Here is a 14893-nt window from a genome sequence, read left to right on the forward strand (position 1 = left end):
ACCTCATGGATTGCGAGAGGGCCGCTGTGCGGCCCCGGTTTCTATCTGGGCTCCAGCCGCAGCGTGCTTTGCGCCGGAATCACCCCCATCCGCGCCTTGTGATAGCGCCCCTCGATGTAGTCCTCGGCCTGGTCGCCATAGTGCCGGTCGAATGGCACGCCACTCTGCCCGACCGGGTTGATGGTCAGCGCGGCGCCGGCGTCGGCGAAGTCGATCAGGCGGCGGGTGGATGGCCCGTAGGTGACCGGCCAGGGCGCCGGGCCGATCTTCGCCGACAGGTTGTTCGGTACTTCATGGGTCCCGGGCGCGGCGTAGGGCCCGACATTGAACAACAGGTTCAGCGGCTTCTTCACGCCCAGCGGATGGTTGTGCGTGAGGGTATGGGCCTTGCCCCACTGCCAGCTGGCCGGATCCTTGCCGAAGGTCGCGCGCAGGTGCTTGAGGCTGCGCTGCCAGGCCAGGCGCACGATGGCGTTGCGATCGGTGTGTTCATTGCTACCACGCAGATTCCACCACGGCGATTGAGGGTCGCCAGCCAGGCGAGGCAGCGCGGCGTCGATGGCACGGGTGCTGATCAGCACCGGGAACCAGGTGTCGCCCAGTTCGTCGTGCAGGGCGGCGAACGCCAGCTCGTAGAGGAACTGGTTGAACAGCGTGGCGCTGGTGGAGTCCAGCGGGTAGTCGCCGCGCCAGGCCGCCAGTTGCTCGACCAGTTCCTTCTCTTCGTCGCCCTGGGCGACGTTGCGCAAGGTGCCGAGCAGCGGTGCCAGGGTACGCGGGCCATAGTCGGTGCTGGTGTCCAGTTGCAAGGCCTGGCTGTTCTGGGTGTCCCACTTGATGTCCGGGTCGCGTAACAGGCGATCGAGCTGGCGCCCCCGGTCGGCCAGGTTGTAATAGCCGGGCACGGGCATCGCGCCGGGTGGCTGGTAATTGGCCGAGACGATATAGCCGCTGGCCGGGTTCTCCTGCTGTGGATTGGCACTGAACGGGTAGAACCCCGGCTTGGCGGCCTGGCCGCTGCCGCCGTCGAGGATGAACGCCGGATTGACGCCCTCCGGGCGGATCGGCAGGCGCGCCGCTGCCCACCAGCCGATGTCGCCACGGGCATTGGCCCACACCAGGTTCAACCCCGGCGCCTGGATCTTGCTTGCCGCCTCGCGCATCTTGTCCAGGGTGTCGGCGCGGTTGATCTGGTAGAAACCCTCGAGTATCGGGTTCTCGGTTTCCAGGAAGGCCCACCACATGGCGATGGGCGTCGGGCCGGCGGTGTCGCCGAGCACGCTGTTGACGATCGGACCGTGGGGCGATCGGCGCAAGGTGATGCTGGCCGGCTGCGCATCCTTGACCGCGATTTTCTGCTCGGTCTTTTCAAGTGTCTGCCAGCGGCCATCGACCATCACTTGCTCGGGGTCCTGCGGGTTGGTCTGTTCCGCGATCAGGTCGACGTCGTCGTTCTGGAACATGGTCAGGCTCCAACCGAAGTCGCGGTTGTGGCCGAGCAGGGCGAACGGGTTGAGCGCCTGGAAGTAGCCATACAGGTTGAAGTCTGGTGCCGACAGCTCGGCTTCGTACCAGATCGCCGGCACCGCGAAGCTGATGTGCGGGTCACCCGCCAGCAGTGGCCGGCCGCTGCGGGTATGGCTGCCGGCCACGGCCCAGGCGTTGCTGCCCTCGAACTGCGGAATGCCGGCATCGCCCAGGGCCTCGTGACTGAGCCGCGCCAACTGCTCCAGGCTGTGCCAGTCGGCGGCGGCCAACGGCGTGGCCACGGCGCCGTCGGGCTGCCAGTCGAGGTCGAAGATCTTCAGGTACTCGGGGCCGAGCTGATCGCGAATGTAGGTCAGCGCCGGGTCGGTGCGGAACGCGGCGGCGAAGCTGTAGGCGAGGTAGCCGGCAATGCTCAGGGTGTCCTCGGCGGTGAAGGGGCGCGGCGTGATGCCGAGCAGGTCGAACTCCATCGGCTTGGGGTGGCTGGCCTGCCACTGGTTGATGCCGTCCAGGTAGGCCTGCAGCGCTTGCCAGGCCGGTGACTGGCGGTCCTGGCGTTGCACCATCAAGGCCGCCTGATCGCGAATGCGCAGGCTGCGGAACAGGGTATCGGTGGGCAGCAACTTCTCGCCCAGCACCTCGGCCAGCTCGCCGCGAGCCAGACGGCGCATGATCTCCATCTGGAACAGACGGTCCTGGGCTTGTACGTAGCCCAGGGCGCGGTACAGGTCCTGCTCGTTCTGCGCCTGCAGGTGCGGCACGCCACGGGCATCGAAGCGCACGCTGACCGGCGCCTGCAAGCCGTTGATGGCCGCTTCGCCATCACGCTGGGGCTGCTTGCCCTGCACGTACCAGTAACCGCCGCCCGCGGCGGCCACGGCGATCACCACCGCCAGCAAGGTCAGGCTGCGCTTCATCGAGACTCCTTGTGCACTCGAGCGAAAGAATGTGGTCCGATCATCGGCGGATTCGCGAACTGAGCATAGCCCTCTGAAAGGAGTTTCCATGTCCCTCAGCGAAAAACAGAAAATGCTGGCAGGCCAGCTCTACCATGCCGGCTGCCCCGAGCTGCAAGCCGAGCAGGCGGCCAACCGGCACTGGATGCACCGCTACAACGGCAGCGTCGAGCAACCCAACGAGGCGCGCCATGATTTGTTGAAGGCGCATTTCGCCAACGTGGGTGAAGGCGTGGTGATCCGTCCGCCGTTCCACTGCGACTACGGCTACAACATCAGCGTGGGCGCCAACACCTTCATGAACTTCAACTGCGTGATCCTCGACGTGCTGCCGGTGCGCATCGGCGCCGACTGCCAGATCGCCCCGGCGGTGCAGATCTATACCGCCGACCACCCGCTGGACCCGGCGCTGCGCCGCAGCGGCCTGGAAAGCGGGCGGCCGGTGATCATTGGCGACAATGTCTGGATCGGCGGCGGGGCGATCATCCTGCCGGGGGTGACCATCGGTGATAACGCCGTGGTCGGCGCCGGCAGCGTGGTGACCCGGGATGTGCCGGCCGGGGCGGTGGTGGTGGGTAATCCGGCGCGGGTGCGTCAATCGATCCAGGGGCAATAGCAGCCGACCGCCAGGGTATTCGAGGCCTGCACCCGACGCCCTTGTGCCAGCGCCTTGAGGATCGGCTCGATGAAACTGTTGCTCGAGTTGCACACCGCGCCTTCGCTGTAGGGGCCGAAGTAGGCGAGGTTGCCGTCGTGGTCCCAGATCGCCACGGCGGGGCTGGCGGGCAGGTGCTCGCTGCCGGGCAGGCTGGCCAGGGGCTTCAGTGTTCCCAGGTTGGCCGGCAGTTGGCCATGGCTGCCAGGCTTTTGCACGACATGGAAACTGACCCCGAGCGGCGCGAAGTGCTCGACCAGCTCGCCCAGGTGCTGCTGGTTGCCGACATTGCACGGGCAGGCCGGGTCCCAGAAGTGCACCACGCGGATCGGGCCCGGGCCGGCCAGCTCGGCTGGGAGGCGCAGTTGGCTGCCGTCGAAGAAGGTGGCCTGGTTGTCGAACGGACGCAGGTAGCGGGACTGGAAGCTGTCGTAGGCCCACCAGGCGGTGGCAGCGCAGAGCAGCAGGGCAAGGAATATCAGAAGTTGCTTCGCCATAGGGGCCTTGCGCGATGCTCGTGGGAGCGGGCTCGTATTGTTCGTCGGAGGAGGGCCAAGCTTGCCATGACGCGGCCCAGAGCTGAATATCGCAGATCAATACTTGCTTCACTCTGGATGTACCGATGCCCGCCAGTTTCCACCCCGACCTGCTGCGCGCCAGCCTGTCGCCCCTTGCCGATCGCCACCTGCTGTCCACCCAGGGCCAGGCCTACCAGGGCTTCTACGGCCTGGGCCTGTCCGCACACAGTTGGCTGGGCGGCTTCCAGGTGGCAGGCTTCGACTTGGTCGGCCAGGTCTGGCTGCCCGAACGGCCACAGGCGACGTTGTTCCTGTTGCATGGCTACTACGATCACATGGGGCTATACCGTCATGTGATCGAATGGGCCCTGGGGCGCGGCTACGCCGTGATCGGCTGCGATCTGCCAGGTCATGGTCTGTCCAGTGGCGAACGGGCCAGCATCGATGATTTCAGCATCTACCAGCAGGTGCTCGAGGCGTTGTTCGAACAGGCCCGCCTGCTTGACCTGCCACGGCCCTGGCATCTCTGTGGCCAAAGCACCGGTGGGGCGATCGTGGTCGACCATCTGTTGCACCAGGGCGAAAGCAGCCCTGTCGACGGCGAGGCAATCCTGTTGGCCCCCCTGGTGCGCCCGCGCGCTTGGCGCTGGTCGAAGCTGAGCTATTGCGTGCTGCGCCACTTCGTCAATGGCATCGAGCGGCGCTTCAGCGAAAACACCAACGACCCGGCCTTCCTGCCTTTTCTCGAAGCTGACCCGCTACAGCCACGGCGCCTGCCGACCGCCTGGGTCGGTGCGCTGATGAAGTGGGTCCGGCGCATCGAAGCCGCTCCCCGGAGTACGCGGCGGCCGCTGATCGTGCAGGGCGAGGCGGACGGTACGGTAGATTGGCCGTACAACCTCAAGGTGCTCAAGGCCAAGTTCGCAGAGCCGCAGATCCTCATGCTGCCTGAGGCACGGCACCACCTGGCCAACGAGCTGCCTGGCATCCGCCAGCGCTACTTCGAGTTCATCGGCCAGCGCCTGGACTGACTTACTTCAGGTTGGCGGCGTTCTGGCCCACGGCCAGGGCGGCGCGAATCGCGGCCACCGCGGCCTTGTAGTAGGCCTGGCCGTCCGTCGATTCGGCGAAGGTGGCGAACTGCTCGAGCTCAGCGTCGGACAGGTCGCGATAGACGTACAACAACGTGTTGTTCAGGTCCTCGCCCACTTGGCTCATCAAGCGCTGGCGTTGGCCATCGAGCAGGTTCTGAGCCTGGCCGCCGCCGAACAGGCCGGGCAGCATCGAGCTCAGGCTGTCGGCCGCCACGCCGGCGATCGCCAGGCTGACCTCGGCGCCGGCCTCGCGGGCGGGCAAGGCCTGGGCCAGGTGGCCGACGATCAGCACGCGGTTGTCGCTGGCCTGGATCTTCGGCAGGCCCTTGGCGTGCTTGGCCAGTTGGTCCTTGCGTGTGGCAAGCAATTCGGCGGCCACGACCTTGCGCCCCAGCGGCGACTGGAAGAATGCCAGCGCCGGCGAGGGGTTGGGCAGGTTGGCGCGCAGTTGCGCCTGGGCCCGTTGGTCCATGGCCTGGGCCTGGAACCGTTGGTTGCTGTTGTTGACCAGGGCCTGGTAAACCGCAGGCGGCAAGCTGTTGCGGTAGCGCTGTTGGGCGGCGCTCACGGCATCGTTGAAATGGGCGCGCTGGTCGGGCCAGCCAGCGACCTTGTACAGCTGATCGAGGGTGTCTGCCCAGACAGGCATGGTGCAGATCATCAGCAGAAGCAGGGAAAACAGACGGCGCATTCAGGACTCCTGTCGGCAGGCCGCTATTGTCCTTGGCGTGGCGGGGCTTTGTCGAGTCGCCAGCGGCGCTTCCTGACCAAGTGGCGCTGTGCGAGCGCTGGCCGAATGGCTATGATGCGCCATGCACATTCCTTCCGAACATCCGCTGCTGTCGACCATTGTCGATGACCTGGCCACCCGTGGCTGGTCGCAGCAATCTCTTTTCCTGCCCGACGAACTGTCGCGCGCGCTGGCGGCCGAATGCCGTCGTCGCTACGCCGAGGGTGAGCTGAACCCCGCCGGCATAGGGCGTGGCGCCGCGCAGGAGATCCGCGAGGCGATCCGCGGCGACCAGATCCAGTGGATCGACCCCGGTGAATCGGAGGTCTGCGATCGCTACCTGGGGGCAATGGACAGCCTGCGCCAGGCCATCAACCGGGGGTTGTTCCTGGGGCTCGAGGACTTTGAGTGCCACTTTGCCCTGTATCCGCCGGGCGCCTTCTACAAGCGCCATCTCGACCGCTTCCGCGACGATGACCGGCGCATGGTGTCGGCCGTGCTGTACCTCAACGAGGGTTGGCAGCCGCAGGACGGTGGACAATTGCGCATGTTCCTGAAGGGCGATGTCGAACACGACGTGGCGCCGTTGGCCGGTAGCCTGGTGGTGTTCCTGTCGGGTGAAGTCCCGCACGAGGTACTCCCGGCAGGGCGTGAACGCCTGTCGTTGACCGGTTGGTTCCGGCGCCGTGGCAATGAGCCGTTCTGAGCTGGCGAAGGTGCTGGTCAGCGCCTGCCTGCTGGGCCAGCCGGTACGCTATGACGGGCGTGCCAGCGGCCATCCCGACGTATTGCAGCGTTGGCAGGCAGAAGGCAGGGTGGTGCCACTGTGCCCGGAGGTTGCCGGTGGCTTGCCTACGCCACGACCGCCTGCGGAGATACCCGGTGGGCAGGGCGGGGCGGTTCTGGATGGGCAGGTACAGGTGCTGACGGTGACCGGCGACGATGTCAGCGGCGCCTTTCTCGCCGGGGCCCGCGTGGCGCTGGAACTGGTGCGTCGGCATGGCATCCGTGTGGCGGTACTCAAGTCGGGCAGCCCCTCGTGTGGCAATCTGCAGACCTACGACGGCAGTTTCAACGGTGTGAAGGTGGCGGGTGAGGGCGTGACCACGGCCTTGTTGCGGCGCGAAGGGGTACTCGTGTTCAGCGAGCTGGAGCTGGAAGACGCGCAGCGAGCGTTGAGCCAGATCTGATCGCGGGGCAAGCCCGTTCCCACGCAATGCTGAGCATGACGGCAGCGTTGCGCGACAGCGGGCTTGCCCCGCGATGCGGTGTTACTGTCCGGCGCTTGCCTGCTTGGTGCCCTTGAGCCATTTGCTTTCCAGGTCAGCCAGGCGGCCATCGTCCTCGATCCGTTGCAGGGCATTGCTCACAGCCGTCTCGAAGGCTGGATTGCCCTTCAAGTACGGAATCACCAGTTTCTGGCTGGCGAGGGTCCGAATGGTGTCGAGTTGGTCGCTCGGTTCGATGCCTTGCTTATTGAAGGCCATGTCGAACTTGCCGCTCTCCACCCCAGGCAGCACCTCTTCGGCTGGGGTCTCGACGAACTCGGCCCGCACATCCAGCTCCTTGGCCAGGGCCTGGCCCAACTCGATCTCGAAGCCGGTCAGGTGTTCGTTTTCCTTGAACGCATAAGGTGGTGAATCGCTCAGCACGGCAATGCGCAGTTCGCCACGGTCGTTGATTTCGTCGATCAGTTCGGCCTGGGCCAGTGGGCTGAACAATACCGCCAGCAGAATGCCAATGGTCAAACGCATGAGTGCCCCTTCTTGTTCGGCAGGTGAATGTCATTCGCCGAGGGTTTCTTTTCTGCCGCGGTCGAACGCAGCCTATGACCGTGTAGCCGCGTTAATGTTTACGCCGGCCTGAAATATTTCTGCCACTGTTTTTGAACCTCTGCCTGGCTGGTTGGACTATGGTGAAGTACCGCTGTGCTTCGTTTAAGTGATAGCGGTCAATTGAAGTGAATCACAGGAGAAGTGAATGAAAAGCCTATTTTCGCGTGCTGCCGTCGCCGGTCTGCTGATGGGGGCGTCGGTGTTCGCCAGTGCCGCGGATGCGCTGAAGAGCCAGCAGCCACCGGAGGGCGCCAAGGTCTTCATCGTTTCCCCCGCCGACGGGGCCACGGTCGACAAGACCTTCACCGTCAAGTTCGGTATCGAGGGCATGGGCCTCAAGCCTGCGGGTGACCAGACCCCGCACACCGGGCATCACCATCTGCTGGTAGATGTGGACAAGGCTCCTCTGGCCGACCAGCCGCTGCCCACCAGCCTGATGCCTGAGAACAACGCACCGCTGCCGGCAGGTCCTCAGGTGCTGCACTTCGGCAAGGCGCAGACCGAGGCGACCATCACCCTCACCCCGGGCAAGCACACCCTGCAGCTGGTGCTGGGCGACAAGTACCACGTGCCGTTCAAACCGAGCGTCGAGTCGCAGAAGATCACCGTCACCGTCAAATGACGCTTGCTCTGTAGACGCACGCAACGAAAAAGGGAGGCCGCCAGGGCCTCCCTTTCTCATGCAGCTGTCCCGTCCTGAATAAGGTTTACACCTCCCATCCCGAATTTCCGGAGAGTCAGATGGATCAAGGTGTAAAGCGCACACAGCGTGATTACTCGCTGTCTTTTAAATTGGCAGTGGTCGATCAGATCGAAAAAGGCGAGCTGACCTGCACCCAGGCCCGGGAGCGGTACGGCATCCAAGGAAAATCTACGGTTCTGGTATGGTTGCGTAAGCACGGTCGGCAGGATTGGAGCCAGGGGGCCTCGATCCGCGACGAGAGGAGCTGCGCGATGTCTGACCCCAAAACGCTCACTCCAGAGCAGCGAATCAAAGAGCTTGAGCAGCAGCTTGAGCTGATGAGTCAGAAGGCTCAGTTCTTTGAGACGGTCGTTGATGTTCTGAAAAATGACTACGGTGTATCGGTCGTAAAAAAGCGATCCGGCAAGTCCTCACGCAAGGTCAAGTCGCAGGACTGAGCATTGCCAGGGCTTGTCAGTTTCTAGGCATCAGTCGACAGGCATACTACAAGCGCAACCAAGCCGCTGATGACAAAGAGCGCCAGACGGATCGAGTGGTTGAGTTCGTACAGCAAATCCGGATGCGCCAGCCTCGTCTGGGTACACGCAAGCTGCACTATCTGCTGCATTGCCAACCTGACAGACGAGTCCAGCTCGGCCGAGACAGGCTTTTCCAGGTCTTGGGTGAGCGCCGCTTGCTAGTGCTGCCTAAGCGGGCGTATCACAAGACAACGCAGAGCTTTCATCGCTTCTACCGTCATCCCAACTTACTTAAGCCCGGCCCAAGCCAAGTCGTACCGACAAGGCCAGAGCACGTCTGGGTTGCCGACATTACTTATCTGCCCGCACGTAACGGCCCGCTGTATCTGAGCCTGGTAACGGATGCGTACTCCAGGAAAATTGTTGGCCACCACGTCCATGAAAGCCTGCATGCCGAGTCAGTGGCGCAAGCCTTCAAGCAGGCCTTACGAAAGCGACGTCGTCGCCAGCCATTAGTCCATCATTCGGATCGAGGCATCCAATACTGCTCGACGCTGTACCAGTCACTGCACCAACGGCACGACGTTCAGTGCTCCATGACTGATGGGTATGACTGTTATCAGAACGCGCTGGCGGAGCGCATCAACGGAATCCTCAAGACGGAGCTGTTGTTGAGGATCCCTGAAGATCTTGAGCAGGCGAGGAAGATGGTTGATGAGGCAGTGCAGATCTACAACACAGAACGGTCTCATATGGCCCTGAAAAACAAAACGCCCGATGCGGTGCATCGGGCGTTTTGAGGTCTGTCGGCCTACCTGAACAGGTGTAAACCTATTTCAGGACTAGACAAGCCGGCAAACTTAGAACAGTACGCGCGAGCGAATAGTGCCCTTCACATGCTGCAGTTTTTCCTGGGCCAGATCGGAGTACTCGGCATCGACGTCGATGACCACGTAACCCACTTTCTCGTCGGTCTGCAGGAACTGACCGGAGATGTTGATACCGTTCTCGGCGAACACTTTGTTGATCTCGCTGAGTACGCCCGGGATGTTTTCGTGGATGTGCAGCAGGCGGTGCTTGCCTGGGTGGGCCGGCAGCGCGACTTCCGGGAAGTTGACCGACGACACCGAGGTACCGTTGTCGCTGTACTTGACCAGCTTCTCGGCCACTTCCAGGCCGATGTTGGCCTGGGCTTCGGCGGTGGAACCACCGATGTGCGGGGTCAGGATCACGTTGTCCAGGCCACGCAGCGGGCTTTCGAACTCTTCGTCGTTGGAGCGTGGCTCGACCGGGAACACGTCGATGGCGGCGCCGATCAGGTGCTTGTCCTTGATCGCGGCGGCCAGGTGGTCCAGCTCGACCACGGTGCCACGGGCGGCGTTGATCAGGATCGCGCCCTTCTTCATCGCGCGGATTTCCTTCTCGCCGATCATCCACTGGGTGGATGGCAGCTCGGGCACGTGCAGCGAGACGATGTCGGCCAGGCCCAGCAGCTCGTTCAGGCTGGTGACCTGGGTGGCGTTGCCCAGCGGCAGCTTGGTCAGCGGGTCGTAGAAGTAGACCTGCATGCCCAGGCTTTCGGCCAGCACCGACAGCTGGGTACCGATCGAGCCGTAGCCGACGATGCCCAGTTTCTTGCCGCGGATCTCGAAGGAGTTGGCCGCGCTCTTGATCCAGCCACCGCGGTGGCAGGAGGCGTTCTTCTCGGGGATGCCGCGCAGCAACAGGATGGCTTCGGCCAGCACCAGTTCGGCCACCGAACGGGTGTTGGAGTACGGCGCGTTGAACACCGCAATGCCGCGGTTGCGGGCCGCGCTCAGGTCGACCTGGTTGGTGCCGATGCAGAAACAGCCGACCGCGACCAGTTTCTTCGCACAGTCGAAGACCTCTTCGGTCAGCTGGGTGCGCGAGCGGATGCCGATGAAGTGGGCATCGGCGATCTTTTCCTTCAGCTCTGCATCCGGCAGCGAGCCGGTGAGGTACTCGATGTTGCTGTACCCGGCAGCCTTGAGGATATCCACCGCATTCTGGTGGACGCCTTCAAGAAGAAGGAACCTGATCTTGCTCTTGTCGAGAGAAGTCTTGCTCATCTGCGTAAACCTGTATCCCGGAGAAAAATGGCGAGGGGGGTGAAGCGGCGCGGCGTCGGCCTTAGCACGAACAGCGGGAGGGCTATGCTAGCATACGCGACACAATCTGAGCCCATCCCGACAGGTGAAGCGTGCTCAGGGTGACTATGAATAAGTCGAGAGTTCCAGCGATGACCCAGTCCGTGGTAATTGATGAACTGATGACCCTGGTCGACCCTGGCAAGGTCCTCACCGACCCTGCCTCGCTCGACGCCTACGGCAAGGACTGGACCAAGCACTACCCGCCTGCGCCAAGCGCGATCGTCTTCCCCAAAACCATCGATCAAGTCCAGGCCATCGTGCGCTGGGCCAACCGGCACAAGGTCGCCTTGGTGCCATCGGGCGGGCGTACAGGATTGTCGGGCGCTGCCGTGGCCGCCCATGGCGAGGTGGTGGTCGCCTTCGACTACATGAACCAGATCCTGGCCTTCAATGAGTTCGATCGAACCGTCGTGTGCCAGCCGGGCGTGGTGACCCGCCAGCTTCAGCAGTTCGCCGAGGACCAGGGGCTTTACTATCCGGTGGACTTCGCCTCCTCCGGCTCCAGCCAGATCGGCGGTAATATCGGCACCAATGCCGGCGGAATCAAGGTGATCCGCTACGGCATGACCCGCAACTGGGTGGCTGGGCTGAAGGTGGTCACCGGCAAGGGCGAGCTGCTCGAGCTGAACAAGGACCTGATCAAGAACGCCACCGGCTACGACCTGCGCCAACTGTTCATCGGCGCCGAAGGCACCCTGGGGTTCGTGGTGGAGGCGACCATGCGCCTGGACCGTGCGCCGCGCAACCTTACGGCGATGGTGCTGGGCACGCCTGACTTCGACGCGATCATGCCAGTGCTGCACGCTTTCCAGGGCAAGCTCGACCTCACCGCATTCGAGTTCTTTTCCGACAAGGGCCTGGCCAAGATCCTCGCCCGGGGCGATGTGCCCGCGCCATTTGAAACCGACTGCCCGTTCTATGCCCTGCTGGAGTTCGAAGCCAGCACCGAGGAGGTGGCCAACGAGGCGCTCGCCACCTTCGAGCACTGCGTCGAGCAGGGCTGGGTGCTGGACGGGGTGATGAGCCAGAGCGACACCCAGCTGAAGAACCTGTGGAAGCTGCGCGAGTACCTGTCCGAGACCATCTCCCACTGGACGCCCTACAAGAACGACATCTCTGTCACCGTCTCGAAAGTGCCGGCGTTTCTGCGCGACATCGATGCCATCGTCGGCGAGCACTATCCGGACTACGAGGTGGTCTGGTACGGCCATATCGGCGACGGCAACCTGCACCTGAACATCCTCAAGCCCGACCACATGAGCAAGGACGACTTCTTCGCCTCCTGCGCCAAGGTCAACAAGTGGGTGTTCGAGATCGTCGAGCGTTACAACGGCTCGATCTCCGCCGAGCACGGCGTGGGCATGACCAAACGCGATTACCTGGGCTACAGCCGCTCACCGGAAGAAATCGCCTGCATGAAGGCGATCAAGGCGGTGTTCGACCCGAACGGCATCATGAATCCGGGTAAGATCTTCGCTCCCGAATAAAAAAGCAGTGTTCACAGGAGTCGGCCATGAGTTACCAGCACCAGTACGTAGACGGCACGCGCATCCACTTCCCGCTGGGCAAGGTGGTGTGCATTGGCCGCAACTACGCCGAGCATGCCAAGGAACTGGACAACCCCATCCCCAGCGAGCCGCTGCTGTTTATCAAGCCCGGCAGTTGCGTGGTGCCCCTGGAAGGTGGCTTCAAGATTCCGACCGAGCGTGGCTCGGTGCACTACGAGGCGGAAATCGCGGTGTTGCTGGGCAAGCCGTTGTCGACCAAGCCGACCGAGGAAGAGGTGCTCGACGCCATTTCCGGCTATGCCCCGGCTTTGGACCTCACCCTGCGCGACCTGCAGAGCAAACTGAAGGAAAAGGGCCTGCCGTGGGAGCTGTGCAAAAGCTTCGATGGTGCTTGCGTGCTGCCGCCTTTTGTCTCGGCAGGCGCCTTCGAGGATGTGAAGGACATCGGTATACGCCTGACCATCAACGGCGAGGTGCGCCAGGACGGCAACAGCGCGATGATGCTCAACCCCATCGTGCCGATGATCCAGCATATGGCCGCGTGCTTCTCGTTGCTGGCGGGTGATGTGATCCTCACCGGCACTCCGGCGGGCGTGGGGCCGTTCAAGGTTGGCGACGAGCTGGTGCTGGAGCTTCCAGGCGTCAGCCGGTTCGAGAGCCGGGTGCTCTGAGCCGAAGGTTCGCGCCTTTCCTGGAAAAAGTGCAGAGACGTTTACCGTTTTTTCACACCCTTTGCGGATAATGCGCGAACCTACGCCTATCCTCAGGACCCTTGCATGCCCTCTCCCTCCCGCGCTTCCGTGTCTCCCAAGCGCCCCTTTTACCGGCGCTGGCCGTTCGGCCTGGCAGCAGCAGCGGTTATCGGCTATGGCGTCATATCTGCCATGCACTGGGACGACCGCGGCCTGCTGTGGATAAAGGAAGGTTTCGAAAGCCAGGCTGAACGCCAGGAAAGCATCTGGTTGCCCAGCTACGTGGTCGACATCGATGCCAAACCGTTGCCCGGCATGGAGCGTGACGAGGCGTCGGACCTGGCGTTCAACCCGCACACCCGGTCGTTGTTCGCAGTCATGGGCAAGCACCCGTTCCTGGTCGAGCTCACCCTGGATGGCGACGTGTTGCGCAAGATTCCCCTGGTGGGCTGGTCCAACCCGGAAGGTGTGGCGGTGCTTGAGGATGGCCAGATCGCCATCGTCGATGAGCGCAACCATGACCTGACGCTGGTCAAGGTGGATGCCGGCACCACGTCGCTGAACCGCGCCGACTACCAGCCCTACGACCTGGGCGACGCTGATGAAGGCAACAAGGGCTTCGAGGCCATTGCCTGGGACCTGATGCGCCAGCGCCTGGTCATAGGCGCCGAGCGGCCGCCCAGGATGTTCACCTGGAACACCGATGGGCGCAGCCCGCTCAAGGGCCAGAAGCAGCCGCTGGCCAGCGACGAACTGGATCTGCGCAACTTGTCCGCGCTGGGTATCGACCCGCGCACAGGGCATCTGCTGGCATTGTCGGCAGACTCCAACATGCTGCTCGAGCTTGACGAAAAGGGTGAGCAGGTCAGCTTCATGACCCTGCTGGGCGGCTTCAATGGCCTGGCTGACACCATTCCGCGGGCCGAGGGAGTGGCAATGGACGATCAGGGCAACCTGTACATGGTCAGCGAGCCGAATCTGTTCTATCGCTTCAAAAAGAACTGACCGATCAGCCATTTCTGATGATGGCATTAAGCTTTGCTTCAGTTGATAGTGGTTAGCTACGCGCTCCTATTGCCGAGTCTGCCCGCATGCGCCGCCACGTTCGCCTGATCTTCGCCCTCTTCGTGTTTGTCTGCCTGCTCGTGCTGGGGGCTGCCGGGCACGAGTTCCGCTTGTTCGAGCGGGGCTGGTTCAACCTCAAGACCTGGTGGCAGCCGGCTGAGCAGAGCATCGGCCTGGATCGTTACCAGGTGGTGCTCGAGGCCAGGCCTATCGAGGGCCTGGACGACGACATCTCGGCGTTGACCTACGACCCCGATCGCAAGAGCCTGTTCACCGTCACCAATGCTCGGTCGGAGCTGATCGAGTTGTCACTGGATGGCCGTATCCTGCGCCGTGTCCCGCTGACCGGCTTCGGCGACCCCGAGGCGGTGGAGTACATCGGGCCCAACAGCTACGTGATCACCGATGAGCGCCAGCAGCGGCTGATTCGTGTGCGCCTGGACGATGACACCCTGTTCCTCGACGCCAGCGATGCCGAGCAGCTGTCCCTGGGCATCGGCCTGAACGGCAACAAGGGGTTCGAGGGTCTGGCCTACGACTCGGCAGGCAAGCGCCTGTTCGTGGCCAAGGAACGGGACCCGATGATGATCTACGAGGTGCACGGCTTTCCCCACGACAATCCCGACAAACCCTACGCTGTGCATGTGGTGCAGGATCGCAAGCGCGACCGGCGGTTGTTCGTGAGGGATCTGTCGAGCCTGCAGTTCGACGAACGCAGCGGGCACCTGCTGGCGCTGTCCGACGAGTCGCGGCTGGTGCTGGAGCTTGATGTGAAGGGGCGGCCGCTGAGTACCCTGTCATTGCGCAAGGGTTTCCAGGGGTTGAAGCAGACCGTTCCACAAGCGGAGGGGATTGCGATGGACGATGCCGGGACCATCTATCTGGTCAGTGAGCCGAACCTGTTCTATGTGTTCAAGCAGCCTTGATGGGTAGAGGATGGCACCGGCTTCGCCGGTATTCGCTGGCAAGCCAGCTCCCACAGTGGGAGCTGGCTTGCCAGCGATTCGAGGGCGCAGCCCT

The 14893-nt window shown here is 63.1% G+C and carries 15 protein-coding genes; 10 read left to right on the forward strand and 5 right to left on the reverse strand.

Annotation, left to right across the window (positions count from 1 at the left end; translation table 11 throughout):
- Positions 1–41 precede the first annotated feature (41 nt).
- Positions 42–2405, reverse strand: a complete 2364-nt coding sequence (locus LOY42_RS01285; RefSeq protein WP_258599704.1) for a penicillin acylase family protein — start codon at positions 2403–2405, stop codon at positions 42–44.
- Positions 2406–2493: 88 nt separating this feature from the next.
- Between LOY42_RS01285 and LOY42_RS01290 the strand changes: the two genes are divergently transcribed.
- Positions 2494–3060 carry a sugar O-acetyltransferase gene (locus LOY42_RS01290; RefSeq protein ID WP_139674348.1) on the forward strand — a complete coding sequence of 189 codons (567 nt, stop codon included), beginning with the start codon at positions 2494–2496 and terminating at the stop codon, positions 3058–3060.
- Here the strand turns inward: LOY42_RS01290 and LOY42_RS01295 are convergent.
- Entirely contained in the window at positions 3039–3596 is a 558-nt protein-coding gene (locus LOY42_RS01295) for a DUF6436 domain-containing protein (RefSeq protein ID WP_139674345.1), read from the reverse strand. The genes LOY42_RS01290 and LOY42_RS01295 overlap by 22 nt on opposite strands.
- A 125-nt stretch (positions 3597–3721) precedes the next feature.
- Between LOY42_RS01295 and LOY42_RS01300 the strand changes: the two genes are divergently transcribed.
- On the forward strand, positions 3722–4648 hold the full coding sequence (locus LOY42_RS01300; RefSeq protein WP_139674342.1) for an alpha/beta hydrolase: 927 nt from the start codon (positions 3722–3724) through the stop codon (positions 4646–4648).
- A gap of 1 nt (position 4649) precedes the next feature.
- Here the strand turns inward: LOY42_RS01300 and LOY42_RS01305 are convergent, their stop codons facing one another.
- Positions 4650–5402: a DUF2059 domain-containing protein gene (locus tag LOY42_RS01305; protein WP_139674339.1), complete on the reverse strand. Its 753-nt coding sequence runs from the start codon at positions 5400–5402 to the stop codon at positions 4650–4652.
- A gap of 121 nt (positions 5403–5523) precedes the next feature.
- Between LOY42_RS01305 and LOY42_RS01310 the strand changes: the two genes are divergently transcribed.
- Positions 5524–6147 (forward strand): 2OG-Fe(II) oxygenase, encoded by a 624-nt coding sequence (locus LOY42_RS01310; RefSeq protein WP_110697221.1) that lies wholly within the window; start codon positions 5524–5526, stop codon positions 6145–6147.
- The gene (locus LOY42_RS01315) at positions 6134–6631 is read left to right on the forward strand and encodes a DUF523 domain-containing protein (protein WP_139674336.1); all 498 of its coding nucleotides are present in this window, start codon (positions 6134–6136) and stop codon (positions 6629–6631) included. The genes LOY42_RS01310 and LOY42_RS01315 overlap by 14 nt, the downstream gene beginning before the upstream one ends.
- Positions 6632–6712: 81 nt before the next feature.
- Here the strand turns inward: LOY42_RS01315 and LOY42_RS01320 are convergent, their stop codons facing one another.
- Positions 6713–7195, reverse strand: a complete 483-nt coding sequence (locus LOY42_RS01320; protein WP_139674334.1) for a transporter substrate-binding domain-containing protein — start codon at positions 7193–7195, stop codon at positions 6713–6715.
- 226 nt (positions 7196–7421) lie between these two features.
- Between LOY42_RS01320 and LOY42_RS01325 the strand changes: the two genes are divergently transcribed.
- Both LOY42_RS01325 and LOY42_RS01330 read left to right on the forward strand, forming a co-directional pair.
- Positions 7422–7898 carry a DUF4399 domain-containing protein gene (locus LOY42_RS01325; protein WP_139674331.1) on the forward strand — a complete coding sequence of 159 codons (477 nt, stop codon included), beginning with the start codon at positions 7422–7424 and terminating at the stop codon, positions 7896–7898.
- A 119-nt stretch (positions 7899–8017) separates the two neighbouring features.
- Positions 8018–9237, forward strand: a protein-coding gene (locus LOY42_RS01330) for an IS3 family transposase (protein WP_258598537.1) whose coding sequence is annotated in 2 segments (ribosomal slippage) — positions 8018–8366 and positions 8366–9237 — 1221 coding nt in all. Because the reading frame shifts where the segments join, the coding sequence is not laid out codon by codon here.
- A gap of 60 nt (positions 9238–9297) precedes the next feature.
- On the opposite strand, the gene serA is transcribed toward LOY42_RS01330, so the two are convergent.
- On the reverse strand, positions 9298–10527 hold the full coding sequence (gene serA, locus LOY42_RS01335; RefSeq protein ID WP_110697229.1) for a phosphoglycerate dehydrogenase: 1230 nt from the start codon (positions 10525–10527) through the stop codon (positions 9298–9300).
- Between the two features lie 170 nt (positions 10528–10697).
- On the opposite strand from serA, the gene LOY42_RS01340 reads away from it, so the two are divergent.
- The 4 genes from LOY42_RS01340 to LOY42_RS01355 all read left to right on the forward strand — a co-directional run bounded on the left by LOY42_RS01340 (position 10698) and on the right by LOY42_RS01355 (position 14799).
- Positions 10698–12095 (forward strand): FAD-binding oxidoreductase, encoded by a 1398-nt coding sequence (locus tag LOY42_RS01340; protein ID WP_110697231.1) that lies wholly within the window; start codon positions 10698–10700, stop codon positions 12093–12095.
- 26 nt (positions 12096–12121) lie between these two features.
- A complete protein-coding gene (locus tag LOY42_RS01345; RefSeq protein ID WP_139674327.1) occupies positions 12122–12787 on the forward strand; it encodes a fumarylacetoacetate hydrolase family protein in 666 nt (221 codons plus the stop codon).
- Positions 12788–12892: 105 nt separating this feature from the next.
- The gene (locus LOY42_RS01350; RefSeq protein WP_139674325.1) at positions 12893–13813 is read left to right on the forward strand and encodes an SdiA-regulated domain-containing protein; all 921 of its coding nucleotides are present in this window, start codon (positions 12893–12895) and stop codon (positions 13811–13813) included.
- A gap of 86 nt (positions 13814–13899) precedes the next feature.
- Entirely contained in the window at positions 13900–14799 is a 900-nt protein-coding gene (locus LOY42_RS01355; protein ID WP_139674322.1) for an SdiA-regulated domain-containing protein, read from the forward strand.
- Positions 14800–14893: the final 94 nt, after the last annotated feature.

It is taken from the genome of Pseudomonas sp. B21-023 (assembly GCF_024749165.1).
GTDB lineage: Bacteria > Pseudomonadota > Gammaproteobacteria > Pseudomonadales > Pseudomonadaceae > Aquipseudomonas.